This window comes from Rhodococcus sp. TAF43 (assembly GCF_052113525.1).
Taxonomy (GTDB): Bacteria; Actinomycetota; Actinomycetes; order Mycobacteriales; family Mycobacteriaceae; genus Prescottella.
The window spans coordinates 40102-67081 of record NZ_JBFRDL010000017.1; the positions used below are offsets into that span (position 1 = coordinate 40102).

General features: G+C 66.7%; 24 protein-coding genes, 2 pseudogenes and 1 riboswitch. Of the genes and pseudogenes, 14 read left to right on the top strand and 12 right to left on the bottom strand.

Annotation, left to right across the window (positions count from 1 at the left end; genetic code table 11):
- Nucleotides 1-6: 6 nt before the first annotated feature.
- The 6 genes and pseudogenes from AB4Z09_RS13360 to AB4Z09_RS13385 all read left to right on the top strand — a co-directional run.
- On the top strand, nucleotides 7-816 hold the full coding sequence (locus tag AB4Z09_RS13360; RefSeq protein WP_442239922.1) for an SDR family oxidoreductase: 810 nt from the start codon (nucleotides 7-9) through the stop codon (nucleotides 814-816).
- Between the two features lie 19 nt (nucleotides 817-835).
- Entirely contained in the window at nucleotides 836-1981 is a 1146-nt protein-coding gene (locus AB4Z09_RS13365) for a phosphotransferase family protein (protein WP_442239923.1), read from the top strand.
- A complete protein-coding gene (locus AB4Z09_RS13370; protein ID WP_442239924.1) occupies nucleotides 1978-3078 on the top strand; it encodes a hypothetical protein in 1101 nt (366 codons plus the stop codon). The genes AB4Z09_RS13365 and AB4Z09_RS13370 overlap by 4 nt, the downstream gene beginning before the upstream one ends.
- A gap of 50 nt (nucleotides 3079-3128) precedes the next feature.
- Complete coding sequence (locus AB4Z09_RS13375) at nucleotides 3129-4739, top strand: ABC transporter substrate-binding protein (protein ID WP_442239925.1); 1611 nt, start codon at nucleotides 3129-3131, stop codon at nucleotides 4737-4739.
- A 160-nt stretch (nucleotides 4740-4899) separates the two neighbouring features.
- Nucleotides 4900-5069, top strand: a riboswitch (cobalamin riboswitch).
- A 164-nt stretch (nucleotides 5070-5233) separates the two neighbouring features.
- Nucleotides 5234-7495 (top strand): 5-methyltetrahydropteroyltriglutamate--homocysteine S-methyltransferase, encoded by a 2262-nt coding sequence (gene metE, locus AB4Z09_RS13380; protein ID WP_442239926.1) that lies wholly within the window; start codon nucleotides 5234-5236, stop codon nucleotides 7493-7495.
- A gap of 115 nt (nucleotides 7496-7610) precedes the next feature.
- Nucleotides 7611-7856 (top strand): annotated as a pseudogene (locus AB4Z09_RS13385) (siderophore-interacting protein); the annotation flags it as partial.
- A gap of 9 nt (nucleotides 7857-7865) precedes the next feature.
- Here the strand turns inward: AB4Z09_RS13385 and AB4Z09_RS13390 are convergent.
- A complete protein-coding gene (locus AB4Z09_RS13390) occupies nucleotides 7866-8747 on the bottom strand; it encodes an NAD(P)-dependent oxidoreductase (RefSeq protein WP_174908408.1) in 882 nt (293 codons plus the stop codon).
- Between the two features lie 97 nt (nucleotides 8748-8844).
- Nucleotides 8845-9210, bottom strand: a complete 366-nt coding sequence (locus AB4Z09_RS13395) for an Rv2640c family ArsR-like transcriptional regulator (protein ID WP_114720912.1) — start codon at nucleotides 9208-9210, stop codon at nucleotides 8845-8847.
- Between the two features lie 94 nt (nucleotides 9211-9304).
- Here AB4Z09_RS13395 and AB4Z09_RS13400 point away from each other — a divergent pair, with 94 nt between their 5' ends.
- Nucleotides 9305-9772: an ArsI/CadI family heavy metal resistance metalloenzyme gene (locus AB4Z09_RS13400; RefSeq protein ID WP_174908407.1), complete on the top strand. Its 468-nt coding sequence runs from the start codon at nucleotides 9305-9307 to the stop codon at nucleotides 9770-9772.
- Nucleotides 9773-9815: 43 nt separating this feature from the next.
- Here the strand turns inward: AB4Z09_RS13400 and AB4Z09_RS13405 are convergent, their stop codons facing one another.
- The 4 genes from AB4Z09_RS13405 to AB4Z09_RS13420 all read right to left on the bottom strand — a co-directional run bounded on the left by AB4Z09_RS13405 (nucleotide 9816) and on the right by AB4Z09_RS13420 (nucleotide 12901).
- Nucleotides 9816-10871 carry an NAD(P)H-dependent flavin oxidoreductase gene (locus AB4Z09_RS13405; RefSeq protein WP_217487186.1) on the bottom strand — a complete coding sequence of 352 codons (1056 nt, stop codon included), beginning with the start codon at nucleotides 10869-10871 and terminating at the stop codon, nucleotides 9816-9818.
- A 159-nt stretch (nucleotides 10872-11030) separates the two neighbouring features.
- Complete coding sequence (locus tag AB4Z09_RS13410) at nucleotides 11031-11435, bottom strand: arsenate reductase ArsC (protein WP_174908406.1); 405 nt, start codon at nucleotides 11433-11435, stop codon at nucleotides 11031-11033.
- Between the two features lie 3 nt (nucleotides 11436-11438).
- On the bottom strand, nucleotides 11439-12533 hold the full coding sequence (arsB, locus tag AB4Z09_RS13415) for an ACR3 family arsenite efflux transporter (RefSeq protein ID WP_174908405.1): 1095 nt from the start codon (nucleotides 12531-12533) through the stop codon (nucleotides 11439-11441).
- Entirely contained in the window at nucleotides 12530-12901 is a 372-nt protein-coding gene (locus AB4Z09_RS13420) for an ArsR/SmtB family transcription factor (protein WP_114720905.1), read from the bottom strand. Before AB4Z09_RS13420 ends, arsB begins: the two co-directional genes overlap by 4 nt.
- Nucleotides 12902-12987: 86 nt before the next feature.
- Here AB4Z09_RS13420 and AB4Z09_RS13425 point away from each other — a divergent pair.
- Nucleotides 12988-13089 (top strand): annotated as a pseudogene (locus AB4Z09_RS13425) (methylisocitrate lyase); the annotation flags it as partial.
- Complete coding sequence (locus tag AB4Z09_RS13430) at nucleotides 13086-14207, top strand: bifunctional 2-methylcitrate synthase/citrate synthase (protein ID WP_442239927.1); 1122 nt, start codon at nucleotides 13086-13088, stop codon at nucleotides 14205-14207. The pseudogene AB4Z09_RS13425 and the gene AB4Z09_RS13430, both read left to right, overlap by 4 nt.
- Before the next feature lie 52 nt (nucleotides 14208-14259).
- On the opposite strand, the gene AB4Z09_RS13435 is transcribed toward AB4Z09_RS13430, so the two are convergent.
- A complete protein-coding gene (locus tag AB4Z09_RS13435; RefSeq protein ID WP_174908403.1) occupies nucleotides 14260-15708 on the bottom strand; it encodes an MFS transporter in 1449 nt (482 codons plus the stop codon).
- A 223-nt stretch (nucleotides 15709-15931) separates the two neighbouring features.
- On the opposite strand from AB4Z09_RS13435, the gene AB4Z09_RS13440 reads away from it, so the two are divergent.
- Both AB4Z09_RS13440 and AB4Z09_RS13445 read left to right on the top strand, forming a co-directional pair.
- Nucleotides 15932-16642, top strand: a complete 711-nt coding sequence (locus tag AB4Z09_RS13440) for a hypothetical protein (RefSeq protein WP_174908402.1) — start codon at nucleotides 15932-15934, stop codon at nucleotides 16640-16642.
- A gap of 73 nt (nucleotides 16643-16715) precedes the next feature.
- Nucleotides 16716-17486 carry an IclR family transcriptional regulator gene (locus AB4Z09_RS13445; protein WP_114720897.1) on the top strand — a complete coding sequence of 257 codons (771 nt, stop codon included), beginning with the start codon at nucleotides 16716-16718 and terminating at the stop codon, nucleotides 17484-17486.
- 43 nt (nucleotides 17487-17529) lie between these two features.
- On the opposite strand, the gene AB4Z09_RS13450 is transcribed toward AB4Z09_RS13445, so the two are convergent.
- A complete protein-coding gene (locus AB4Z09_RS13450) occupies nucleotides 17530-19041 on the bottom strand; it encodes a long-chain-fatty-acid--CoA ligase (RefSeq protein WP_174908400.1) in 1512 nt (503 codons plus the stop codon).
- Nucleotides 19042-19169: 128 nt separating this feature from the next.
- Here AB4Z09_RS13450 and AB4Z09_RS13455 point away from each other — a divergent pair, with 128 nt between their 5' ends.
- Nucleotides 19170-19820: a TetR/AcrR family transcriptional regulator gene (locus AB4Z09_RS13455; RefSeq protein WP_174914459.1), complete on the top strand. Its 651-nt coding sequence runs from the start codon at nucleotides 19170-19172 to the stop codon at nucleotides 19818-19820.
- On the top strand, nucleotides 19817-21325 hold the full coding sequence (locus tag AB4Z09_RS13460; protein ID WP_174908398.1) for a carboxylesterase/lipase family protein: 1509 nt from the start codon (nucleotides 19817-19819) through the stop codon (nucleotides 21323-21325). Before AB4Z09_RS13455 ends, AB4Z09_RS13460 begins: the two co-directional genes overlap by 4 nt.
- A 110-nt stretch (nucleotides 21326-21435) precedes the next feature.
- Here the strand turns inward: AB4Z09_RS13460 and AB4Z09_RS13465 are convergent, their stop codons facing one another.
- The 3 genes from AB4Z09_RS13465 to AB4Z09_RS13475 are packed head-to-tail and all read right to left on the bottom strand — an operon-like array spanning nucleotide 21436 to nucleotide 24297.
- Nucleotides 21436-22296, bottom strand: coding sequence for an alpha/beta hydrolase family protein (locus AB4Z09_RS13465; RefSeq protein ID WP_442239928.1), 861 nt, complete (start codon nucleotides 22294-22296; stop codon nucleotides 21436-21438).
- Between the two features lie 32 nt (nucleotides 22297-22328).
- Nucleotides 22329-23678, bottom strand: a complete 1350-nt coding sequence (locus tag AB4Z09_RS13470; protein WP_442239929.1) for a spinster family MFS transporter — start codon at nucleotides 23676-23678, stop codon at nucleotides 22329-22331.
- Between the two features lie 52 nt (nucleotides 23679-23730).
- Nucleotides 23731-24297, bottom strand: a complete 567-nt coding sequence (locus tag AB4Z09_RS13475) for a GDSL-type esterase/lipase family protein (RefSeq protein ID WP_254622809.1) — start codon at nucleotides 24295-24297, stop codon at nucleotides 23731-23733.
- Between the two features lie 141 nt (nucleotides 24298-24438).
- Here AB4Z09_RS13475 and AB4Z09_RS13480 point away from each other — a divergent pair, with 141 nt between their 5' ends.
- Nucleotides 24439-25719 carry a PucR family transcriptional regulator gene (locus tag AB4Z09_RS13480; protein WP_442239930.1) on the top strand — a complete coding sequence of 427 codons (1281 nt, stop codon included), beginning with the start codon at nucleotides 24439-24441 and terminating at the stop codon, nucleotides 25717-25719.
- Between the two features lie 87 nt (nucleotides 25720-25806).
- Here the strand turns inward: AB4Z09_RS13480 and AB4Z09_RS13485 are convergent, their stop codons facing one another.
- A complete protein-coding gene (locus AB4Z09_RS13485; protein ID WP_174908393.1) occupies nucleotides 25807-26967 on the bottom strand; it encodes a Rieske 2Fe-2S domain-containing protein in 1161 nt (386 codons plus the stop codon).
- Between the last annotated feature and the right edge of the window lie 13 nt (nucleotides 26968-26980).

Here is a 26980-nt window from a genome sequence, read left to right on the forward strand (position 1 = left end):
CCCAACGTGCACAGTCTCAACGGCAAGACCGTCGTCGTCACCGGCCACGCGTCGGGCATCGGGGCGGCGACGGCCGCCGCACTGACCGAACTCGGCGCTGTCGTGATCGGTGTCGACCGCGCCGCCGCCGATGCCGGGCCGCTCGTGGCCCGCACCGTCGTCGGCGACCTCTCCACCTCCGACGGCGTGCGCGCTGTCGCCGACGCCATCGACGGGCCGATCGATGTCCTGGTCAACAACGCCGGCGTCGCGGCGACCCAGCCGTGGCGGACGGTGCTGTCCGTCAACGCGCTCGCACCTCGTGACCTGACCCGCCTGTTGCTCCCCAAATTCGGTCCGCGACCCGTCGTGGTCACCACCGCATCGCAGGCCGGCTTCCAGTGGCAGCGGAACTTCGGACGTGCCAACTCATTCCTCGCGATCGACGACTGGGACGAGGCCCTGGACTCGCTCGCCGATCTGCCCGGCATCGACCAACTCTGCTACTCGTTGTCCAAGGAAGCGGCCATCGTGAACTCGGGCAACCTGGCGGTGGACTACAAGACCCTCGGCCTGCGCTCCAACACCGTCTCCCCCGGCACGGTGGGAACGCCACTGCTGCCGGAGTTCACCGCGACGATGGGCGAGGCGGTCATCAACGGCGCGGCGGCCTGGGCCGGCAGGCACGCGGCCCCGGAGGAGATCGCCGACGCCATCGTCTATCTCGCGTCCGACGAGGCCTCCTGGATCAGTGGTGTCGACCTCCCGGTCGACGGCGGCTACGGGTCCCTCGTGTTCCGAACCCTCGTCGCACCCGCCACGAGCGCCGCGCAGTGACCCGGACAGAAGGGAAGCGATGACCACCCATCCGGCTCCGCCACGCGGAGTGAACACGACCGTCACCACCACTGCTACCGACGTCACCGGCCTGCAGCGCAGCCTCGAAGGCTGGATCCGGGACCGGCTCGCGGCCCCGACCGCGCGGATCTCCGACCTGAGGAAGCCATCCGAGTCCGGGATGTCCAGCATCTCCGTGCTGTTCACCGTCGAGTGGGACCTGGACGGATCGCGTCAGCGCGCCGATCTCGTCGCGCGACTGGCGCCGGAGCCCACGGCACTTCCGGTGTTTCCCGGCTACGACCTCGAGCGTCAGGCCGCGGTGATGCGGACCGTCGCGGACCACAGCACGGTGCCCGTGCCACGGGTCAGATGGATCGAATCGTCGCCCGCCGTCCTGGGGCGGCCGTTCGTGGTGATGGATCGCGTCGACGGCGTGGTCCCGGTCGACAACCCGCCGTACGTCTTCGGCGGTTGGCTGCACGAGGCCACGACGGCGCAGTTGGACGTCGTGCAGCACGGCTCGGTCGACGTACTGGCCGGCATTCATTCCATTCCCGATCCCCGTTCCCTGCTGCCGGAACTCGGTGTCGGTACAGCAGACGACGCGCTGCGTCGGCACGTCGACGGCGAACGCGCGTACTACGAATGGACGCGGCAGGACGACGGACTGCGTATCCCGCTGTTGGAGAGAGGTTTCGACTGGCTTGAGGAGAACTGGCCCAGCAGTCCGTCCGAGCCGGTGCTGTGCTGGGGCGACTCCCGGATCGGGAACATCATGTACCGCGACTTCGCACCCGCGGCTGTCCTCGACTGGGAACTGGCCACGCTGGCCCCACGCGAACTGGACGTCGGCTGGTTCGTCTTCTTCCACCGGATGTACCAGGACATGGCCGAGCAGTTCGGCCGGCCGGGGCTACCCGGCTTCCTGCAACGCGCGGACGTGGTTGCCCACTACGAGAATACGACCGGAGTCGAGCTACGCGACCTCGACTTCTACCTCGGGTACGCGGCGATCCGCCACGGCATCATCATGTCCCGGATCAAACGGCGGTCCATCCACTTCGGCGACAGCCCTGCGCCCGACGACCCCGACGAATACGTCCTGCACCATCGAATGCTCCGACGGTTGATCGACAACGAATACTCTTGGGAGACAATGTGAACCCCGATCCGCTCGACGAATACCCCATCCATCAGTCGCCGCTGTCCATGGCGCGGGTCGCCAGCAGCGACCGGAACTTCTACGACCGCTTCTACTTCAACGGTCACGACCGCACCGGAGACATCTTCCTCGTGTCCGGCTTCGGCGTGTACCCCAATCTGGGTGTCCGCGACGCGTTCGTCACCGTCCGCCGCGGTGACACCCAGAGGTCGGTCCGGTTCTCCGACGCGCTGGACGCCCGCTCGATCGAAGCCGAGGTCGGCGGGTACCGCCTCGAGGTCGTCAAACCCCTGCAGACCGTCCGCCTGATCTGTGACCACGCGGATCTGTCGGCCGACCTCGTCTGGGAGGGCGCCTTCCCAGCGGTGCTCGAGGAGCATCACGAGCTCATGGCGGGCAACCGGCCGTCGCTCGACGCCAGCCGCTTCGCTCAGGTCGGAAGCTGGGCCGGCACCATCAGCGTGGACGGCACGGACCTCACCGTGGATCCCTCGGTGTGGACGGGCACCCGCGACCGCTCCTGGGGCATCCGGCCGGTGGGCGAACGCGAACCGCTCGGCCGAATGGCCGACGAGCCGGTCGGTGGATTCTGGTGGGCGTACGTTCCGTTGCGATTCGACGACTACGCGCTGATGATCATCGCGCAGGAGGGACCGGACGGACACCGGACGCTCAACCACGCCACCAGAATCTTCCCCGACGGTCGAATCGAGCAGTTGGGCTGGCCGCGATTCGACATCACCTATCGCAGCGGAACCCGCACCCCCGAATCGATTCGCATTCATCTCACCACGCCGACCGGCGATCCCCTCGTGGTCGACATCGACCCGCTCGGATTCGTCGTCCTGCAGATCGGCTCCGGGTACGGCAGTGATCCCGAGTGGAATCACGGGCAGTGGAAGGGCCGCGGCTGGAGCTCCTCCTCGCTGTACGACCTGACCGATCCCGCACTCGCGCCCCGGATCCCGCACGGCACCGTCGAACACATCGCCCGCGCCACCTGCAACGGCGACGTGGGTTGGGGCATGTTCGAGCACGGTGTCGCCGGCCGCCACGATCCGTCCGGATTTCTCACCGCCCAGACCATGGCGCCGTAGCACGCTCACGGTCCCCGGTCCTCTCAGCTTCGAAACGGAAGAAGGTTCGAATGAAACGATCGTCTCTCGCCCGCGCCGGAACGATGTTCACGGCACTCGCCACCGCCACCGTGCTACTGGCCGGGTGTGCCGGCGAGTCGGGTTCGTCGACCGACGCCTCCGACGTGAGGACCGGGATCGTGGGAGAGCAACCGGACGGCGGCGATCCGCAGTCCGGCGGCATGGTCTCGTACGCCACGTACAACGGTGTGAGCAGTCTCGATCCGGCCGACCGTCAGGACGGCGGCGCCACCGGTGGCAGCGAGATGGCGGCGATCTACGACCTGTTGATGCGCTACGACTCCGAAAGCAAGGAGTATCAGCCACAACTCGCGCAGTCGCTGACCGCGAATGCCGACAACACGGTGTGGACGTTGAAGCTGCGGCCCGACGCGAAGTTCAGTGACGGCACCCCGGTGAATGGCGCGGCGGTGCAGTGGAGCATCAACCACTACCTGGAGAAGAGGGGCACGCACAGCCAGGTGTGGAAGGCGAGTGTCTCCGACGTCGCCTCGCCCGATCCGGCGACGGTGGTGTTCACGCTCAAGCAGGCGTGGAACGAGTTCCCGATCATGTTCACCACCGGGCCCGGCATGATCGTTTCGCCGGCCTCGACGGCGACCGGCACCTTCACTCCGGTCGGTGCCGGCCCGTTCCAAGTCGAGAAGTTCGCCTCCCAGGACGAACTGGTCCTGACCGCGAACCCGACCTACTGGAACGGCAAGCCGCACCTGGACAAGCTGCGCTTCCCCGCCATCGTCAATGAGCAGGCCAAGGTCGACGCCCTGCATACCGGTGGCATCCAGGCGGCCTACCTGCGAGCGGCCGACGTCGTGCACGGCGCCCTCGAAGCGGGCGACCCCGGATACGTCTACACCGCCAACATGGGTGGCATCGGTCTGATCAATCAGCGCGAGGGTCGAGCAGGCTCGGACGAGCGGGTTCGCAAGGCGATCGTGGCCTCGTTCAACCCCGAGTCCTACAACGAACGCTACGAGGGCGGCTTCGGGTTGCCCAGCAGCGACATGTTCCAGTCGGGGTCCAAGTGGCACGGCGACGTGGCCGGCCCCGCCTACGACCCGGAAGCGGCGAAGAAGTACCTCGCGGAGGCCAAGGCCGACGGTTACGACGGCAAGCTCACCTACGTCGGGCTCAACGATCCGGCGGCCCAGCGCGGCGCCCTGGCCTTCCAGTCGATGCTGCAGGCGGTCGGATTCACCGTCGAGATCGTCTGGGCGACCAACATCAACGATCTCGTGAAGAAGACATTCGTGCAGTACGACTACGACGTCTCGTACTCGGGGTTCAACGTTCTCGACGAGTCGCCGTTCGTGCGTCTGTACGGCAATCTCTTCAGCGAATCACCCTCGAATGCCCTCGGGTACAAGAACCCGCAGATGGACGCGCTGCTCAGCAAGCTGCAGACCGCCCCGACGGACGAGGCCCGGCTCGGGGTCGTCCAGGAGATCCAGACCCTCGTGAACGACACTGCACCGATGGTCGTCACCGGCGCCGGCAAGTACTTCATCCCGTGGAGCAAGAACGTCCACGGGATCACGCCCAGCGCCGACGGCATCCTGCTCTTCGGAGACGCCTGGCTCACCGAGGATTCGGAGTCGTAGGGCGGCGCGACAAGCGAACATTCCGTCCCCGATCGGGCGGGCCTGTCACCGGGCCCGCCCGATCGGTGTGTTTCGAGGGCTTATGCTGGGCGGTGCAGCTGGTTCGCCAGGCGCGGTCGTGAGGAGCCCCGAAGACCACCGCCCGGCGTCGAAGCATCCGCGGTCACGAGACCACGGGGGTGAGAGGGAACCCGGTGAGAATCCGGGACTGTCCCGCAGCGGTGAGTGGGAACGACCGCCGTCACATGCACTGGACCGAGAAGGTCTGGGAAGCGACGGCCAGTAGGTTTCGGCGCTGTCCGAAGTGTCCACGAGTCCGAAGACCTGCCGACTGTGTCGGGCACGCCGTGCCCGACGGTCCACCGCCTCGAGGAAAAGGCGAGTAGATCAGCTCGGTACTTCGTGCTGCCCCGTTGGCGGACGCACACCAGGGGCTCGGTCTGTTCTCGTCTGCCGGTGGTGGCCATCCACGCTGTGAGCAACTGGAGAACACCGTGACATTCGCTTTCACCGCAACCGTGCTGGGCTCCCCGCGCATCGGGCCCCGGCGCGAACTGAAGAAGGCCGTCGAGTCCTACTGGGCCGGGAACCTCGACGCCGCCGCACTCGAGACCGTGGCGAAGGATCTGCGCCGGCAGACCTGGACCGAACTGGTCGACGCCGGCATCGACTCCGTGCCGGTCAACGTCTTCTCGTACTACGACCAGATGCTGGACACCGCCGTCATGCTCGGCGCGCTGCCGGATCGGGTCGCCGGGATCGACAACGCACTGGACCGCTACTTCGCCGCCGCCCGCGGCAACGCGACCGTGACGCCGCTCGAGATGACGAAGTGGTTCGACACCAACTACCACTACCTGGTCCCCGAGATCACCCTGGACACCGTCTTCACGCTCGACCCGTCGAAGGTGCTCGGCGAGGTGAACGAGGCGCTGGCGCTGGGTGTTCCGGTCCGACCCGTCGTGATCGGACCGGTCACGTTCCTGCTGCTGTCCAAGTTCGAGGGCGGAGCTCCGCTGGATCGCCTCGACGAGATCGTGGCGCTGTACACCGATCTGCTGGCGCGTCTCGAGGACGCGGGCCTCGAGTGGGTGCAGATCGACGAGCCGGCCCTGGTCGCGGACCGCACCGACGCCGAGATCGCCGCGGCCGGCGCGGTGTACAACCGCCTGTCGGCGCTCGATCGCCGTCCGGCGATCCTGCTGGCGTCGTACTTCGGCGACCTGGGTCCGGCGCTGCCGGTACTCGCCGAGACCGGTGTCGAGGGGCTGGCCGTGGACCTGGTCGCGGGCTCGCTCGATTCCGTGATCGCGACCCCGGGCCTCGAGCGCAAGCACGTCGTCGCCGGCGTGGTCGACGGCCGCAACATCTGGCGCAATGATCTCGACGGTTCGCTCGACGCCCTCGAGGCCCTGCGCGAGCGCGCCGGTTCGGTGGCCGTCTCCACGTCGTGCTCGCTGCTCCACGTCCCGTACACCCTCGACGGCGAGGACGGCCTGGATCGCGCGCTGCGGTCGTGGCTGACGTTCGGTGCCGAGAAGATCAAGGAGGTCGCCACACTGGCTACCGGCGTGCAGTCGGGCCGCGACGCCATCACCGCCGAGCTGACCGACGCCCGCGCAGCGGCGGCCACCCGCGCCGCCGACCCGCGTCTGCACGACGACGCGATCCGCGACCGGCTCGCCACACTGACCGACGCGGACCGTCGCCGCAGCCCGGCCGCCGAGCGTCGTGCGGCCCAGTCCGCGGTGCTGCCGCTACCCCCGCTGCCCACCACCACGATCGGCTCGTACCCGCAGACCACCGCCATCCGGGTCGCCCGCGCGGCGCTGCGCAAGGGCGAGATCGACGACGCCGAGTACGTGCGGCGGATGCAGTCCGAGATCGCCGATGTGGTTGCGTTCCAGGAGAAGCTGGGCCTGGACGTGCTCGTGCACGGCGAGCCCGAGCGCAACGACATGGTGCAGTACTTCGCCGAACAGCTCGACGGCTTCTCCGCGACCGTGAACGGGTGGGTGCAGTCGTACGGCAGCCGCTGCGTGCGTCCGCCGATCCTGTTCGGCGACGTCCGCCGTCCGCGGCCGATGACCGTCGACTGGACGTCGTACGCACAGTCCCTCACCGCAAAGCCGGTCAAGGGCATGCTCACCGGCCCSGTGACGATCCTGGCGTGGTCGTTCGTGCGCGACGACCAGCCGCTTGCGAGATCGGCCGATCAGATCGCGCTCGCGATTCGGGACGAGACGGTCGACCTCGAGAAGTCGGGTGCACAGGTCATCCAGGTCGACGAGCCGGCGCTGCGCGAACTGCTGCCGCTGCGCGCGGTGGACCAGCCCGCCTACCTGGACTGGGCGGTCGGGGCGTTCCGGCTGGCGACGTCGGGCATCGAGGACTCGACGTCCGTGCACACCCACCTGTGCTACTCCGAGTTCGGCGAGGTGATCGGGGCGATCGCCGGCCTGGATGCCGACGTCACCTCGATCGAGGCCGCTCGCTCGCACATGGAGGTGCTCGACGACCTCAACGCGGTCGGCTTCGACCTCGGTGTCGGGCCAGGGGTCTACGACATCCACTCGCCGCGCGTCCCGTCGGTCGACGAGATCGCCGGATCGCTACGGGCCGCGCTCAAGGCGGTGCCCTCCGAGCGCCTGTGGGTCAATCCGGACTGCGGCCTCAAGACCCGCGGACCCGTCGAGGTGGAGGCGTCGCTGCGCAACCTCGTCGAGGCGGCGCACGTGGTGCGCGCCGCGATCTAGGTAGCTCCGGGCGCACCCCCGATCCGACGGGGGTGCGCCCGGACACCCAGTTACGGCAGGCTCGCCTTCGGCGGCACAGACCTCCACCGCTTCAGCTCGGTCTCCCCCCGAGCAGCAGGTCAAGTTGTTCTTCTCCCGCACCGACAGCGAGCCCGAGGTGCCGCCGCGACCCTCGGACGGCGACATCATGACCTGGCACCGCGCGTATCTCGCGATGCCCGACGACATCCGTCCGTGGATGCGCGCCTACACGATTCGCGCGCATCGCCCGGACGTGCAGGAAGTCGACATCGACTTCGTGCTCCACGGCGACGAGGGGCCGGCGTCGGCATGGGCGGGGCAGGCCGCGGCCGTCGGCTGAGCGACCGCCTCAGTCGTTCGTCAAACCGGCCCGGCGCCGGGTGGACTCGGTGATCGCGGACCAGTCCTGGTCGGCCTGCCCGTGCGCGAGCGCGTCGAGGAACACATTCTCGAGCGCGCTGCCGAACAGCAGGCCGATCCGGGCATCGCGCGCCTCCGACAGCGCCAGTCGAACATCCTTGAGGCCCAGCGTGAGCCGGAAACCGGCGGGCTCGTAGTTGCGCTGCGCGATCATCTTCCCGTAACCGCCGTAGACGCCGCCCGGGAAGAGGCTGTCGTTCATGACCTCCATCAACAGCTCGGGCGAACCGCCCACCTTCTCCGCCACCGTCGTCGCCTCGGCCATCGCCTGGATCGCGTTGGCGATCAGATAGTTTCCGAGGATCTTGACGACGTTGGCCTGCTTCGGATCGTCACCGATCCGCCACGTCCGACGCCCGATCACCGCGAGCAGCGGGGCCACCTCGTCCACCGCGGTGGGATCACCGGCGGCGAGCACCGTGAGCTCTCCCGCCTCGGCGACCTCCGCCCGGCCGAACACCGGCGCGGCGACGTAGCGGATCCCCCTCTCCCCCAACGCCGATACCGCCTCCGTCGACATCCCCGGGCTCACGGTCGCCAGATTGACGTGCACCGAACCGGGCTGCGCGGCCTGCAGCGACGGCACCGACAGCACCGCGTCCGCGAACGCCCGGTCGTCGGCGAGTGAGCTGAACACCACCGGCTGGTGCAGCGCATCCGACACCGCCGACACTTCGGTGGCTCCGTAGTCGACCACACCCGCAGCCCTACCGGGAGTGCGATTCCACACCTTCACGGCATGTCCGGCGCGGGCGAGATTGCGCGCCATCGGTTGCCCCATCGTGCCCATGCCCAGAAATCCGACGTCCACGGCAGACTCCTCGCGATCGAGAAACGCGGTAACACGGCTCGGTCCACTGTAACGCGCGCTGCAGCGCCGGGGCTCCCCGATCGCGCGCACCCCGCGGTCAGGGCCGAACGCAGCAGTTCGGGTCCAGCACCACTCGCAGCGCGTCGAGCGCCTCGGCCTGTGCACGGTAGAAGACATTCATGCCGCGGCGGGTGCGCTCGACCATCCCGGCCTTCTTGAGCTGGCCGAGGTGATGACTGACGGTCGACTCCGCGAGGCCGACACCGGTGGCCAGGTCGCACGTACACACCTCGCCGCCGTCCGCGGTGAGCAGGATCGACATGAGCTTGATCCGGACCGGGTCGGCGAGAGCCTTCAGCCGCAGTGCGAGTTGCAGCGCCGCCTCGTCGCCCATCGGGCCCGCCGAGACGGGAGCGCAGCAGATCGGGGCACTGACATCGACCATCGGCAGCGTCTTGGGCATGACAACGATCGTAACCACTTACTTGACTTATGTCGAAAAGGTGGGCACTCTCGAAGTCGGTAATTCGATATATGTCGCATAAGTGGAGGCTGTCATGTCACGCGCCCAGCTCGCTCTCAACGTCGACGACCTGCAGGAGGCGATCACGTTCTACTCCAAGCTGTTCGGCACCGAGCCCGCGAAGGTCAAGCCCGGCTACGCGAACTTCGCGATCGTCGAACCCCCACTCAAGCTGGTACTGCTCGAAAATCCGGGCAAGGGCGGCACCCTCAACCACCTGGGCGTCGAGGTCGAGTCCAGCACCAAGGTTCACGAGGAGATCGCCCGACTGACCGGCGAGGGCCTGTTCACCGACGAGGAGATCGGCACCACCTGCTGTTTCGCCACGCAGGACAAGGTGTGGGTCACCGGTCCGGCGGGCGAGAAGTGGGAGGTCTACACGGTCCTCGCCGACTCGGACACCTTCGGCTCGAGCCCGCAGCATCCGTCCAACACCGACAGCGGGGTGTGCTGCGGCACCTCTGCCGACGAGGCGCCGGCTGGCGAATCCCCCTGTTGCTGAACACGTATCGGACCGGATCGCATCACCGCCGGTTTCCCTGGACCTAGCGGACCTTCTCGAGTTCGTCGAGGCATCGCTCGGCTCGGCTCACGATCTCGTCGATCAACTCGGCCACACTCGGAAGATCGTCGATCATTCCGACCACCTGACCGGAGGCGAGGACGCCCGCGCGAGCGTTGCCCTCGACGAGCCCTGCCCGCAACAGCATCGGACTGTTCGCCGACATCATCAGCTGGGACAGGGTGCGATCACCGGATCGCACCATGGTGAGGCCTTCGGCGATCATCGATCGCCACGAGATGCCGGTCAGCTTCCGGAACCTGACGGTGTTGACGGCCGCGTGCGCCAACGCGCGGGCGCCCCGGGTGCGTTCCAGTGCATCGACGAGTTCGGTGCGCAACACCCGGTGCGGGATCCCGTCGACCTTCGTCGTGACGACGGTGTCATTCAGCCCACGGGCCAGATACTCCCGTTTCACGGACTCCGGGACGGTGCTCTCCTTCGTCAGCAGGAATCGCGTCCCCATCGCGATACCCGAAGCACCGCAGGCCAACGCGGACGCGAGACCGCGGCCGTCGAAGAAGCCTCCCGAAGCAATCACCGGTATGTCCACGGCGTCCAGCACCGAGGGCAACAGAAGGCTGGTGGCGACACCACCTGTGTGGCCACCACCCTCGCCGCCCTGCACGATCACCGCATCTGCACCCCAACGCGCCACCTTCTCGGCGTGGCGCGCGGCGCCGACGGACGGAATCACCACCACGCCGGCCTCTTTGAACCGAGCGATCATCTCCTCGCGCGGGGCCAACGCGAACGACGCGACCCGCACGCCCTCGCGGATGATCAGGTCGACCCGCTTCTGTGCATCCTCGGCGTCGGCGCGCAGATTGACACCGAACGGAGCATCGGTGCGCTCCTTGACATCCCGGATCGCCGTGGCCAGTTCGTCGTAGGTCATCGTCGCCGACGCGAGAATGCCGAGCCCGCCGGCCCGAGCGGTCGCGGTGACCAGTCGGGATCCGGACACCCACCCCATGCCGGTCTGCACGACCGGATGCTCGACGCCGACCAGTTCGGTGATCCTCGTCTTCAGTGTCACGACCGCACCCCCTCAGCCACCCGAACGCGCACGTCCGACCCGATCACGACTGCACGGACAAGCGTGAGCATCCCATCCCCCTCGATCTCCCAAAGCAAGCACTTGCTTGGTAAGGTAGCAGAGGTTTGGTCGTGCACCGGGATCAATGGACGACTTGGGCTATCCCGGAAGCAGTTCGGCGATCAGCGCCTCGACCCGGGCCCGAATCTCGTCGCGGATCGGGCGCACCGCGTCCACGCCCTGCCCGGCCGGGTCGTCGAGCATCCAGTCGCGGTAGCTGACACCGGGGAACACCGGGCAGGTGTCGCCGCACCCCATCGTGATCACGACGTCGGAGGACTCGACGGCGTCGGGCGTGAGAATCTTCGGGCTCTGCCGCGAGATGTCGATGCCGACCTCGGCCATCGCCTGGACGGCAGCGGGATTGACCGACTCGGCTGGAGCCGAGCCCGCCGACCGCACCTCGATCCTGTCCCCCGCCAGGTAGACGAGGAACGCTGCGGCCATCTGTGATCTTCCGGCGTTGTGGACGCAGACGAACAACACACTCGGGGTCGTGGACACGAATCAGGACTCCTTCCGGGCTGCTGCGGGCACGTGCCCCGCGAAACGTGTGCGGAGCGCGAGGGACACGTAGACGAGGCCGACCAGCACGGGCACCTCGATCAGAGGCCCCACGACACCGGCCAGCGCCTGACCGGACGACGCCCCGTACGTCGCGATGGCCACGGCGATGGCGAGCTCGAAGTTGTTGCCGGCAGCGGTGAACGCGAGCGTGGTGGTGCGCTCGTAGCCCAGACCCATCGCGGCACCGAGGGCGTAGCCGCCGCCCCACATGATCGCGAAGTACGCCAGCAGTGGCAGCGCGATCCGCACGACGTCCAGGGGCCGGGAGGTGATCTGGTCGCCCTGCAGCGCGAAGAGGATCACGATGGTGAACAGCAGACCGTAGAGGGCCCACGGGCCGATCTTCGGCAGGAACGTCGACTCGTACCACTCGCGCCCCTTCGTCTTCTCCCCGAAGTGACGGGTGAGGAATCCGGCGAGCAGCGGGATGCCCAGGAAGATCAGCACCGATTTCGCGATCTGCCACGGCGAGGTGTCGATCGTGGTCTGCTCGAGTCCCAGCCAGCCGGGCAGGACCGACAGGTAGAACCAGCCCAGGACGGCGAACATGAGCACCTGGAACACCGAGTTGATCGCGACCAGGACGGCGGCGGCCTCCCGGTCGCCGCAGGCGAGGTCGTTCCAGATGATGACCATCGCGATGCACCGGGCGAGTCCGACGATGATCAGGCCCGTCCGGTACTCGGGCAGGTCGGGCAGCAGCAGCCAGGCGAGGGCGAACATCAGCGCCGGCCCCAGCACCCAGTTGAGCAGCAGGGAACCGATCAGCATCTTGCGGTCGCCGGTCACGGTGTCGAGGCGGTCGTAGCGCACCTTCGCGAGCACCGGGTACATCATGATCAGCAGGCCGAGCGCGATCGGCAGCGAGATCCCGTCGAGTTCGACGGCGCCGAGCGCGTCGCCGAGCCCCGGGATCATCCGGCCCAGCAGCAGGCCGACGACCATCGCGACGCCGATCCACACCGGCAGGAAACGATCCAGGGTCGAGAGCCTGCCGACCACGGCGGGCTGCGGGACGCTGGTCGCCCCGCTCACGCCGTGACCTCCGCACAGGCCCGCGACGGCCCACCCTGCGCCACGAGTACCTCCGACAGCTGCCGCAACGCAGCGGGAATCACCCAGTAGTACACCCAGGTTCCGCGGCGTTCGCAATCGAGCAGCCCCGCCTCGCGCAGCACCTTGAGATGGTGCGAGATGGTCGGCTGCGACAGGTCGAACGTATCGGAGATGTCGCACACGCATGCCTCGCCGCCGGCGTGACTGGCCACCAGGCTCAGCAACCGCAGCCGCACCGGGTCACCGAGCGCCTTGAACATACGGGCCAGGTCACCGGCCCGGTCCTCGGTCAGTGGCGTGCGCGCGAGCGGCGAACAGCATGCGTCGCCCGGATCTTGATTCGACATCCTTCAATATTGACAGATATCGAATCAGACATTCAACCGGTCAGCGCCTGAAGTGGGGGTGGTCACGACGCCGGCGGGTACGGCAGCAGATGCAGACCCGCTCCCGGCTGTACGAACTGCTCGAGTACGAGCGCTACAACGAGTTCGATTCCGGAGTCTTCAACTTCATGCTCGGAGGGAACCAATGACGAATGCAGTCCCGACGATCTGCGAAGGCCTGGCCGGCGTCGTCGTCGACACCACCGCGATCTCCAAGGTCGTACCCGAGACCAACTCGCTGACCTACCGCGGTTACGCGGTCCAGGATCTCGCCGCGAACTGCAGCTTCGAGCAGGTCGCGTACCTCCTGTGGAACGGCGAACTGCCCTCGGACGCCCAGCTCGAGCTGTTCTGCCAGCGTGAGCGGGCGGCCCGCCGCGCCGACCGGTCGCTGCTCTCGCTCGTGGCGAAGATGCCGGACAACTGCCATCCGATGGATGTGGTCCGCACGGCGATCAGCTTCCTCGGCGCGGAAGACCCGCAGGAGTGGGACAACTCGCCGAAGGCCAACCGCGAGAAGGCGCTTCGCATGATGGCGGTGCTGCCGACGATCGTCGCGGCCGATCACCGTCGCCGGCACGGCCTGGATCCGATCGCCCCGCACAGCCACCTCGGGTTCGCCGAGAACTTCCTGGGCATGTGCTTCGGTGAGATCCCGGAGCCGGAGATCGTGAAGGCGTTCGAGGTCTCGCTGATCCTGTACGCGGAGCACAGCTTCAACGCGTCGACCTTCGCCGCCCGCGTGGTCACCTCGACGCTGTCGGACATCTACAGCGCCGTCACCGCCGCGATCGGCACCCTTAAGGGCCCGCTGCACGGCGGTGCCAACGAGGCGGTCATGCACGACATGATCGAGATCGGTGAGCCCGAGCGCGCCGAGGCCTGGATGAGGGACAAGCTGGCCCGCAAGGAAAAGGTCATGGGCTTCGGGCACCGCGTCTACAAGAACGGCGACTCGCGCGTCCCGACGATGCGTCAGGCATTCTTCGATGTCGCCGCGAAGACCGATGGCGAGAAGTGGGTCCAGATGTACGAGATCCTCGAGCGCACCATGAACGAGGCCACCGGACTCGAGCCCAATCTCGACTTCCCCACCCGGCCCGCCTACTACCTGATGGGCTTCGACATCGAGGTCTTCACCCCCGTCTTCGTGATGAGCCGCATCACCGGATGGACCGCGCACATCATCGAGCAGGGCGAGTCCAACGCCCTGATCCGACCGCTCAGCGAATACACCGGCGTGCCACAGCGCTCGGTGGTGGCCTGACCGTCGCAGCACGAGAATCGGCTCGGTGCCTGGGCCGTCCAAGCGTGTGGGACTACAGGTCCTGGCCGCGCCGTCCGACGGTGATGCCGAAGGCCAAAATTGCACCGAGCAGGGCCGCGCCGGCGGCGACCATGAAGCCGACGAAGAAGCCGTCCGAGCTGTACACCGGGCCGGCGGGACCGACGGTGATCACATGCTGGGCCAGCAGGGCGAAGCCCACCGACGACAGCATTCCGCCGAACATCGACTGGGACAGTCCGGTGAAGTTGGCACCGATCGCGCGCTGGTCGGCCGGCAGGGCCATCATCACCAGATTCGGGATGGCGGCGTAGATCATCGAGCCGAAGCCGATCAGGCCGTAGCCGAACACGACCTGCCAGGCCTGGTCCGGGGTGGTGGCGAGCAGGGCCGCGCCCAGGGCGATGAGGACCGATCCGCCGATGAGGTGCTGACGGAAGCCGATTCGCTTCGAGGTGGCGCCGACGAACACGCCGCCGAGGACGATCAGGATGCCACCGGGCAGCATCCACAGCGCCATGTCGGTGACCGACAGACCGAATCCGTAGTCCGCCGCCTCCTTGGGCGTCTGCAGCAGCATCGGGATCAGCGTCGCTGTGAGCGTCGTTGCGCCGTAGGCGATACCACCCGCGAGCAGCGTGATGCCGACCTTGCGGCTGGCCAGAACATCGATGCTGATGAGCGGCTCGGGGCAGCGACGCTCCCAGACCACCCATGCGACCGCGAAGATGACGGTGACGGCAAGCGTGCCGAGCGTCTTGCCGCTCAGCCAGCCCCAGCCGGCACCCAGCGACAGCGCCAGCATGACGGTGAACAGGGCGACCGTCAGCAGGAACGCGCCGAGCCAGTCGACCGAAACCTTTGCACGCAGCGGAGTTTCCGGGACGAAGAACAGAGTCAGGAGGCCGCCGACGGCGCACAGAGCGAAGGAGAACCAGAAGACCGAGGACACGTCGGTGCGATCGAGCATGAAGCCCGAGATCAGCGGGGCGACGACGGTGACGACACCGACGCCGGTGTTCGCGATGCTGATGGACATCGCCTGCAGGCGGGCCGGGAAGATGTCACGGATCAGCGAGTAGCCGAGCGCGGTGAAGGCGAAGCCGACACCGGACAGGAAGCGGCCGACCAGCAGGATCGGGAAGGTCGGCGCGATGGCCGAGATGAGCGCACCGAGGCTCGCGATCGCCGCGGTCACCACGAGAATGCGCTTCTTGCCGTAGACGTCGGCCAGCTTGCCCAGGATCGGGGACGCGATAGCGGCGGCGAGAACGAGTGCAGTCATGACCCAGACGACCTGCGTCGTCGAGTACTTCACGGCAATCTTCGGCAGTGCGGGGGTGAAGAGGGCGAAGGCCAGTGCCGCCTGCTCGGTAAGCAGGACGAGGATCAGCAGAACGCGGATCCAGTACCCGGTCGAGCCGCCGGGATCACCGGCGTCCCGCACGGGGGCTTCGTCGCCCTTTGAGACGGTGACTGACATTTCCTACCTACATTCCAGTCGTGTGCCCAACAGTGACCGCAAGCACGTTAGGAGGTGAGACGCGACTCACCTCCATCGTTTCCCGGTGAGCGGAAAAGTGTTCCGAATCGAAAGACTCACCTCAGGGATGTCCGCCCGAACACTCGGACATCCGAACGGGCCGGCGGCCGTCACGCGAGGGAAATCGCCTGCTGCAAACGGTAATTCACCACCTGGACTGGGCGTGAGCTTCGGCCCGACGTGGGGCTGGACGGCCACCTGCACACTCGGCCTGCTCGTCGGCGGCGTGGCACCGCTGGTCGTGTGGGTCCTGACCAGCCTGCGCGGCCGTGAGCCGCTGATCGACCTCCGGTTCTTCCGCGAGGGTCCGATGCTGAAGATCTGCTCCGCGGCCGGCATGGGCTACGGCTCCGGCATCGACGCCAAGCAGTTCGCAATCCTGCAGGCCCCCATCGGCGTCGGCAGCGTCATCGGCGGCCTGGCCGTCGGACGCATGATCCGCACCGTGAACCCGGCGATAACCAAGTTCGTCGGCGTCTCGCTGATGCTGGCCGCATCGATCCTCACCGCGTTCTGGCACACCGACAAGGCGCCCCTGCTGGTGTGGGTCCTGATCTTCGGCCTCGGCATGGGCGCGTTCACCGCGTCGATCCCGAATCTGGTGATCGCGTCGGTGCCCGCATCGGTGCAGGCATCGATGTCGTCGATGGTCCAGGTGTCCCAGTCGCTCATCTCCTCGGTGTTCCCGGTCGTCGCCTTCGCGGTGCTCAACTCGCACGTCGCGACCGTCGTGGACGGCTACGCCTTCTGCACCGACACCCCTCCCCCCGACGCCGGGGCCGCCCACCGCGGCCCCGGCGTCGTCGTCTGCGTACACACAGCGCGCGATGCAACGAATTCCGCGAGGGCGCTGGAGCGCCGCGCCTCACGCTGATACAGTTCGCATCACTTGATTGAACGCTTGCTCAATATACTCGGAACGCGTACCCATGGAGGTTCAGAACGTCATGACGACGGCAGATGCAAGCTCCCCGATCGCAGTCATCGACCGCGTCGCGTTCCTACTGGACGCGTTCAGGGAAGCGGAACGACTGACGCTCTCGGAGCTGTCGCGTCGCACCGGGTTCCCCAGGTCCTCGACACATCGCATGCTCCTCCAGCTCGTTCGGATCGGGTGGATCCGTCGCCACGGGCATGCATACGAACTCGGCATGAAGATGCTCGAACTCGGCTCGCTGGCACAGCACCACGACCGCGTACACCAGGCAGCACTGCCCGTGCTGCACGAACTGCACAACGCCACCGGCCTCGTCGTCCACCTCGCGGTACTCGACGGATCCGACGCGCTCTACCTCGAGAAGATCGGCGGGCGATTCACGCTCTCGGTCCCCTCCCGCGTCGGCGGACGCCAGCCCGCGTACCGCACCGCGATCGGCAAGGCACTGCTCGCGAACTCGCGCGTGGATGCCGAAACCATTCTTCCCGAGTCGATTTCGGGGCCCACACAGAACTCGATCAGCGATCCGGCGCGCCTGCGGATCGAACTCGCCCGCATCCGGGAGCAGAGCATCGCGCACGATCGCGACGAGACGACCATCGGAGTCTCCTGTGTCGCAGCAGCTATCGGAGACGGTAAGAACGCGGTCGGTGCGATCTCGGTGTGCGGACCGACCAAGGGCATGAACAGCTCGGCACTCGTCGCACCGGTGCGGATGGCCGCGCTCGCGACATGGCGGCACATGACCAGCAGCCGCACGCTGCGACCCATCCCCGCCTGACCGACCACCCTCAGTTGTCATTCGCCCGCCGGCGAGGGTGATTTCACGCCGAGACAGCAGCGACGACGCTGTCGGGAATGACGATCGCGCGTTTGAGAATCTTCCCGGTGGCGCCCTTGGACAGTTCATCGACCAGCCAGATGTGGCGCGGATACTTGTAGGGGGCGACGCGCTCGCGGACGAAGGTCCGCAGTTCCTCGGGCGTAGTTCGCGAGCCGGGCCGAAGTACGACGGCAGCACCGACCTCTTCGCCCAGGGCGTGTGCGGGAATGCCCATGACGGCAGCCATTTCGACGTCGGGGTGTTCGTAGAGGACTTCTTCGATTTCGCGTGGATAGATGTTGAATCCGCCGCGGATGATCAGGTCCTTCTTCCGGTCCATGATCCAGTAATAGCCGTCGGAGTCGACCCGGCCGAGGTCGCCTGTCCGGAACCAGCCGTCCGAGAGCACTGCTGCGGTGGCGGCGGGCTGACGCCAGTAGCCCTTCATCACGTTGTGGCCGTGCACCGCGATTTCTCCGACCTCCCCAACGCCCAGTTCACGCCCGTCGTCGCCGAGCACACACATGCTGATGCCGGCGATCGGCGTACCGATACTGCCTGCTTTGCGCAGCGCATCCGGATGGCTGAAGCACGCCACCGGCGAGGTCTCCGACAGCCCCCAGCCTTCGAGGATCACCGTGTCGAACTGCTCCTCGAAGGCGTGCAGTGTCTCCACCGGCAGCGCCGCGCCGCCGGACACGCAGACCCGTAGCGCGCTCAGGTCGTAGTCGCCACGATCGGGATGCGCGAGCAGCGCGGCGTACATGGTCGGCACGGCGGCGAAGACGGTGACGCGGTCCCGGGTCAGGACCTGCAGTGCATCGGTGGCGTCGAAACGGGGCAGAAGAGTGAGGCATGCGCCGTGAGCGATGGCCGAGGTCAGGGTTACGGTCTGCCCGAACGCGTGGAACAACGGCAAGCCTCCGAACACGACATCGTCCTCGGTCAGCTGCAGCAGGCTGGTGCTCGTGACCTGCTGATTGCGCATGAGGTTGCGATGGGAGAGCTCAGCGCCTTTCGGCTTGCCGGTGGTGCCCGAGGTGTAGAGGATGACCGCGGTGTCCGACGGATCTCGGAGCGCAACGGCGCCCTGATGCTCCTGCACCGGCGACCGGTTCACGAATGAATCCGGATGCACCGTCAGGCATTCGACGTCAGCGAGCGCCGCACCGGGGATCGATTCGGCGGCGTCGTGCCAGGCGAGCAACAACGCTGCGGTGCTGTCGGCGAGTTGGTGGGCGACTTCGCGGGGTTTGAGCAGCGGATTCATCGGTACCACAATCGCGCCGGATCGCAGGATCGCGTAATAGGCGATCGCGAACATCGGAACATTCGGCACCATCATCGCGACGCGCTCGCCCGACCGAACCCCGCGCTCGCGCAGTTCGAGCGCCAGTGCGGCGCTGGCTGTCTCCAATTCGGCGTAGGTGAGTTGCTGCTCGCCGCAGATCACCGCGATCCGGTCTGGATGCCGTCGGGCCGAGTCCGTCAGCGTGGTTGCCAGATTCGTCACTTAATCTCCCTGCCGATCGATCGGTTGTCGCTGAGAATCGCCTAACTATCGATCTATCTCGCGTACGATGTCAACCGATCGATCGGTAGGCAACCGGTCGGAGCAGAACGAAGGAGTCCGAGGTGGATATGTCAGTGTGGAAACCGCGGCGGGTGGCATCAGTGCCCGTGGAACTACCCGAGGGCGTCGCGTCTGCCGGAACGCGGGGGACGATACTTCGAGCCGCGCTGGCACTCTTCGCCGAATCCGGATACAGCGCGGTATCCATCCGCAAGATCGCCAACCAGGTCGGGATCACCTCGGCGAGCCTGTACGCGCACTACCGATCCAAGGAACAGATCCTGGCGGAGTTGGTGCTGATCGGGCACCGCGCGCTGCACGCACGGCTGACGAACGCACTCGCTGCCGCCGAGCCCACAGCGGTGGCCCAGCTGTCGGCGCTGGTACGCGCGCATGTGCTGCTGCACACCGATTTCCCCCTGCTGGCCGTGGTGACGAACTCAGAGCTACACGCGCTACCTGAAGAAGTGGCCGCGCCCGCTTTGGAATTGCGGTCATCGTGCAGCCGACTGCTGGTCGATGCGCTCGAAATCGGCGTCGCCGAAGGCGTCTTCCGAATCGAGAACCTCCAACTGGGTGCGATAGCCATCGGCGGGATGGCCATGCAGGTAGCTCAGTGGTTCGGGCCGGACGAGCCGTTCACCCCGGACGAGGTGGCCGACAATTATGTGCGTTACGCCCTGCGCATCGCCGGAGCGGACGAAGGAGCAGTGCGATGACACGCGCCGCGCAGAGTGCTGTCGTCACCACCACCGACGGAGCGGTACGCGGCCGGACGGATCCGACCACGGGTGTGGTCTCCTTCAAGGGAATTCCCTACGCAGCTGCACCGGTCGGTGCACGCCGGTTCGCTCCACCCCAGCTATGTCCCAGGTGGGACGGAGTGCGAGACGCGAGCGAGTACGGACCCACCGCACCGGCCTCCCCCTATGCACCTCCCTATGATGCGCTGATTTCCGAAGTGTTCATCCCGGGCGAGGACTACCTGAACCTCAATGTGTGGACACCGGATCCGAACGGCACGGCCCCGGTGATGGTATGGATCCACGGTGGTGCGTTCACCAACGGCTCCGGTTCGACCACCGCCTACGACGGCACCGCATTCGCCCGCGACGGTGTCGTGCTGGTGACCATCAACTACCGGCTCGGCGTCGACGGGTTCGGACAGCTACGCGGGCAGGTCACGAATCTCGGCCTGCGCGACCAGATCGCGGCGTTGCGCTGGGTTCGCGACAATATCGCAGCGTTCGGCGGCGACCCCACGGCTGTGACGGTATTCGGCGAATCCGCCGGCGCCATGAGCATCGGAGCGCTACTCGCCTCCCCACCAGCCGAAGGCTTGTTCCAGCGCGCAATCCTGCAGAGTGGCGCGGCCCACCACACGATACGGCCCGAGACCGCCGAGCGGATCTCGGAAGAACTGGCTTCCCTGCTGGGGATTTCGCCAACCCAGGAAGCCCTCGCCGCTGTGCCCGCGGACCGGGTGCTGGCCGCCCAGCAACAGTTGCGGGCCGCGGTGTCAGCCGACCCGAATCCGCAACGGTGGGGTGAGGTGACGCGAAACCTCATGCCGTTCGAGCCCGTGGTGGACGGCGAAGTGCTCCCGGTAACGCCGCCCGAAGCGATAGCGGACGGCGCGGGCGGCGACGTCGACGTGCTGATCGGATGCAACACCGAGGAGTTCCGCTACTTCCTGGTTCCGGTCGGCGCGATCGACGCGGTCACAGCCGAGCTGACGCATGGCGCGGTTGCCGCGTACGGGCTCGACCCCGATGTCGCACTGCCGGTTTACCGAGAAGCCGATCCGAATGCAGGTCCCGGAGACCTACTCGCGGCCGTCGGCACCGACTGGTTCTACCGGATACCCGCCATCCGGCTGGCAGAGGCACATGCCGACAACGGCCGGGGACGCACCTACGCCTACGAATTCGCTTGGCAACCACCGACCTTCGATGGCCGACTGGGCGCTTGCCATACCGCCGAGATCCCGTTCGTATTCGACAACCTCGGCCTCGAGGGGTTCGAGAACGTGGTGGGAGCACGCCCGCCGCAGGATTTGGCCGACACCATGCACGCCGCGTGGATCGCATTCGCGACACACGGTGATCCCGGCTGGGCGCCTTACACCGTTCGTGACCGAGCAACTATGCGCTTCGATACCGTCTCCGCCGTGCAGACGGATCCGCATGCACAGCGACGGCAATTGTGGAGCGGCATCCGGTGACCACGGCTGCCTGATCGAAGCGGATGTCACCCCGCCGAAGGCCATGCCTTCGACGGGGTGACATCCGCCATGCGCAGCGCACACAGTGCCTCCAGCGCGGGACTCGACCGTCAGCCCGGGATCTGCCGGGCCAGATCGTTGCGGTCGAAGTCCGAGAACTGCTGGGTGTCAGTGCAGTACCCGCAGCTCGCGCCGAAGAACTCGGTGCGGGCGTTCGGATCGTCGAGTAGCCAGTACCGCAGCCACGCCGTGCTCGGTCCGCGCATATCGCCGCCGGTGATCGATGTGCCGAAGTGCGTAGCGTCGCGCAGTTCCAGATACTCGGCGGGCACGTGGTCGGCGTCCTCGTACATCGCCCGCACCACTGCCGGCCAGACGATTGCGTCGGCCTCACCTGCGAGATAGAGAACGGGCTCGTCGATGAGGTCGACATCGTTGAGCGGGCCCGGCTGGATCGCGACGGCGGTGTCGACGCGGTCGTCGATCGCGGCATTGATCGCTGCCGAACCGCCCTGTGAATGCCCTACCGCACCAATGTGTTCCAGGTCGACCTTGCCGAAGAAGACACTCGATGGGTTGGCTGCCTTGCCTGCGATGAGGTCAATTCCCGACCGCATGGTGACGGCGAAGTTGCTCGCCGGGGTATTGGCGGCGACCACGATGAATCCGTGGCTGGCGTAGTGGCGCAACAACGAGGCGTACGCACCGGGGAGCACGCCGGTCCCGTTCCCCCAAATCACCACGGGGTGCTTCTCGCCGCGTGCGCCGAGCTCACCCGGGTAGTACAGAGTATGTACCAGCCCGATCGAGACGTTCGGCGTGTACGGCCCTGCACCCGCCCAGTCGTGCCCGACGCTCGGGATGCCGGGCGTCTCGGCGGCCGCCGTTCCGGCCGGGCCCGTGAGCCCGAGTGTCGCGCACAGCGCAACCGTCGCTGCAGCATTCGCGAACAGATTGAGGGATTTTCGCATGAAGGTCTACCTTTCGAATTTGATCGGCACGGTCAGTCGGCGAGACTGGACCGCATACGAATTGAGTCCACATCCACCCGACGGCTAGCGAGGTAGATGAAACCCGCGGTCAGTGCGAGCATCAACGGCACCAGGTAGAGCGCGGAGTTGAGACCCTGGCCTGCGAACTGCGCGACGCCCTGCACGCCGGCGCTGTGTGCCGCACGTTCGGCGAACCAGTCGGAGATGCCGCCGACCACAACCGGTCCGGCAAATCCTCCGAGTAGGTACATCGCGGCGAAGAACAACGCGGTTGYGGTGGCACGTAGCTGCGGAACGACAACGTCGTGAATCGCGGGATACACGCTGATGTAGAAGCCGTAGGCGAGCAGCCAGCCGAGCGAGAACAGCAGGGCGAACAGGAATACGCTGCCGCCCTTCTGCATCAGCGCCAACGCGGTGAGCGGCGCCGCGACGGCGCTGGCGACGACGCCGATCATCAGCCGGGACCGCGGCGAGGTGGCCGAGGCCCGGTCGGCGTAGCGAGCCCCGAGCAGCAGGCCGAACAACCCGGTGAGCCCGACGATGACGCCGGTGACGACGGCCGCGGACGTCAGTTTCAGTTCGTACTGTCGCATCAGGAGCGGGACTGTGAAGGAGTTGACCGCATAGGCCGCAAAGTTGAAGGTCAGGCCGGCGAGGATCAGCCAGCGCAGGGTCGGGATCGACAGCAGGAGGCGGATCGGACGCCGAATCGCGCCTGATTCGGTGATCGAGACCTGCTCAGCACCACCGCGTTCGGGATCGCGCATCCGAAGCATCACGAGCGCGAGGATGACGCCCGGGACCGCGGCGACGAAGAACGGTGCCCGCCACGAGTCGAAGGCCTCGGCGATCCTGCCGACCGTGAAGTAGGCGAGCATCAGCCCCATCGGGAGTCCCAGCATGAAGATACCGACGGCACGAGAACGCCTATCGGCCTGATAGAGGTCGCCGATCATCGAGTTCGCGGCTGGGGTGAAGGCGGCCTCTCCGACACCGACGCCGAGTCGGACGAGGACAAAGAGCATGTAGTTGCCAGCGGCCCCGGTGGCTGCGGTCAGACCACTCCACACAAGCAGTCCGACACCGATGATCCCCGGGCGGTTTCCGCGGTCGGCAAGGCGCCCGAGTGGCAGTCCCGCGATCGCGTACACAACGGTGAAGGCTGACGTGATCAGGCCCAACTGCAAGTCACTGAGGGCGAATTCGTGCTTGATCGGCTCGGCGACGACCGAAGGGATCGACCGGTCGAAGAAGTTGAGGAGGTTGGCGAGGAACAGGGCGACCAGCGCCCCGCTGAGTATTGTGGTGCGGCCGGTGTCCGGGGCAGGGGCGCCCGTCACGGTTCGAGGCAGCGACATGGGAGTCCTCAGTGTCGAAGGGGAAGGGTGGCGTGTAGGCCGAAAGGGCGGATCAGCGGATCTGTTCGGCGACGTAGGCGCCGATCGCCTGCATACCCAGTGCGGTCGGGTGCAGTGGTACAGCGGATTCAGCGGGCACGACGCCGGCATAGTGCGCCCGGCTCACGTCGGCGCAGATGTCGTGCCCGGAGGGCACCGTTCGGATATCGACGAATGCCATTGCACGGGAACGTGCCTGGGCCGCCATGGCATCGTCGACGGAATCGATGACGTTCTGCAGGTAGTCAGCGTCGCGCGGCCACATCGGTTGCCGGTCTGGGCATCCACCCGGGTGCGTGTAGGTGCCGTAGCCGACGACGACGATCTCGGCGTTCGGCGCGTGTGCCCGGATCTCGTCGAGCGCCGTTCCCCACTGCGGGGCGACCTGGTCGACGAGCGGGCGCTGCTGGTCGACACCACCGGCGGTGAACGCGTCTGCACACGAGGTGCCGTACCGCTCCGGAAGCGGATTGAGGCAGCGGGGTGCAGTGGTGACCAGATTGATGTCGTTGGCGCCGATGGTGACGGTGACGAGGTCGGTGTCCGCGCTCAGCGCTTCTAGCTGGATCAAGGAACGCACGGCGGACACCTCCTTCGGTCGGCGGGCAGGCTCACTGTGGTCGGACTTGTCGATTTCGGAGTGATGCGTATTACATATTCACCGGAAAGCGACAGGTCGTCGTTGTTTGAGCAAACCGACTATCGGAGGAGTGTTGTGCCTGTGGACAAACCCATCGCCATCGGTGGCCGACCGATAGCCGATCAGCTCGCCCAGCGCACCCACACAATCGTGGCGGCGACGGTCGAGTTGGTATGGAGGCAGGTGCCGTTCTATCGGTCACTGCCCGAAGAAGCAGTACGCAGCGACGTCACGGTGATCATCCGGTGCAACTTCGAGGTGCTCATCGCGAGCCTGCGGTCGTTGCAGACGACGGACGACGAGGGATTGATGCGGATCCGCGCGTCGGCGCAGCGGCGGGCAGAGGAACTGGTTCCGCTCGCGGAGGTGCTGCACGCGTATCACCTCGCTGTCGATCACTGGTGGAAAGTGATCGGTGACCTCGCCGGCCCCGAGGACACCACTGACCTGTCGCGGGCCGGAACGCTGCTGCACAGGCACCTGCTGGCAGCGACAACCGCGGTGCTGGCAGGATACGGCTCCGATCCAGCGGTTCACGGCGAGGAGGACTCAGCGCGGCGAGACTTGTTCCTGGAGTTGACGTCCGGCCCGAATACCACGGGGACAGCGGAACGGTTCGGTATCGACCTTCCCCGCTTGTACTGGGTGCTGTCGCTCCACGTCGAACCCCATCCGGACGAGCGGTCGGCCGGTATCGACGCGGTGGTGGCAGAACGTCGTAAGGTTCGGCGATTACAGCGCGAGTTGGACAACGTCGGCCGCGACAACGCGTTGAGCATGCTCACGAGCAGTGGCGGCGGTGTCCTGATCCCGATTCTCGAGCCCACCCCTGGGGTGGACGACTGGCAGGACAGCGCACAGTACGCGCAACTGAGTCGGAACCTGCGGGACATGGAGCGGACGATCGGTGCCGCGGTCCTGACGGCAGTGTCGGTGGCAGCGCCACAGAAGGTGCCACAGGCATACGAGCAGGCTCGAGAGATCCTCGACGTCGCCCGCCGATGCGGGCGCGGCAACGGCACCGTGCGACTCCGGGACGTCGCGCTCGAATATCAGCTCACCCGGCCGAGCGCAGCGACGCCGCTGCTGGCAGACCTTCTGTCACCGTTGCAGTCCAACCCGGTCGTGCTCGAAACGCTGGAGTCCTACCTCGACACCGGCTGCGACCGCTCCGCCGCGGCCGCTGCGTTGCACGTACACCCGAACACGGTGGCCTACAGGCTGCGAAAAGTCGCTACCCTCACCGGCTTGGACGTCGGGACAGCACCCGACCTGGTGCGTCTCGTTGCGGCGGTGGCGGCGAGACGGGCGACGGATGCGACTCAGACGGCTCGGGTTTCGAGAACCGCACCCTCGCTGTAGATCTTCACCGCTCCCCCACCGAACCTGAAAACTCCTGCGCCCCTACCGAACAATTCGGCAGGGGCACAGGCGTTGCAGTCGGCAGACCTAGACGTCCGCGACCAGCTCGACGGGCTTGACGCCCTTCGCGACGTTGTCCGCGACCACGTCACGCCAGTTCTCCTGTGCGCGGGTGGTGTCGACCTCGAACTCGAACCGCTTGGTCATGTCCTCGGTGACGTCCTCGACGTCGACGTAGAACTGCTGGTACCAGCGACGCAGCTGGTAGACCGGGCCGTCTTCCTCGGTCAGCAGCGGGTTCTCGATCCGGCTCTTGTGGTTCCAGATCGCGATGTCCTGCTTGAACTGGTGCTCGACGCCCTCGGTGAACTGCTCCGCCATCGCCTTGGCGTCCTCGTCCGACAGACCCTCGGTCCGCTTGACGACGGTGCCCCACTGCAGCAGGAACGAGTTGTTCGTGATCGGGTAGTGGCAGTTCGCCAGCTTGGTCTCGACCTTGATGTCGCCGGCAACCGTGTAGACGGTGTCCAGCATGAAGGACGGACCGAAGTACGAAGCGTCCGAGATCGTCTCGGCCTCGGCCATACCCAGCTGGACGCCGGTCTGGATGTCGTCACGACCACCCGAGCGCATCACCTGGGTCGCGACGTGACCCTCGAAGATGTTCTTGAAGTAGGTCGGGATCTGGAAGTGCACGTAGAAGAAGTGCGCCATGTCCACCACGTTGTCGACGATCTCGCGGCAGTGCGAGCCCTCGACGTAGTAGGTGTTCCAGCTCCAGTCGCTCCAGCCGCCCTCGTCGAAGCCCTCGATCTGCGGGATCGTGACGTCGGCCGGCGGCGGGTTGCCCTGCGGGTCGCTGTACACGAAGAACAGGCCGTTGCGCTCGAGCTTGACCCACGCCTTGGTCTTGGCGACCGGGGGAACGCGGCGAGCGTAGGGGATCTCCGTGCACTTGCCCTTGCCGTTCCAACGCCAGTCGTGGAACGGGCAGGCGATGTTGTCGCCCTTGATCTCACCCATCGCGAGGTTGCCACCCATGTGACGGCAGAACGCGTCGAGAACCTGGAGCTCGCCCTTGCTGTCCTCGAACACGACCAGGTCGGTGCCGAAGATCTTGACCTGGTGCGGCTTCCCGTCGCGGAAATCCTTGGCACGGCCGATGCAGTGCCAGCCACGCGCGAAACGATCGGGGTTCTTGCCCGCCTCGATCTCCCGAACCTCGACGTCGTCGGCGATCTCGGTCATCTTGCCTCCTCAA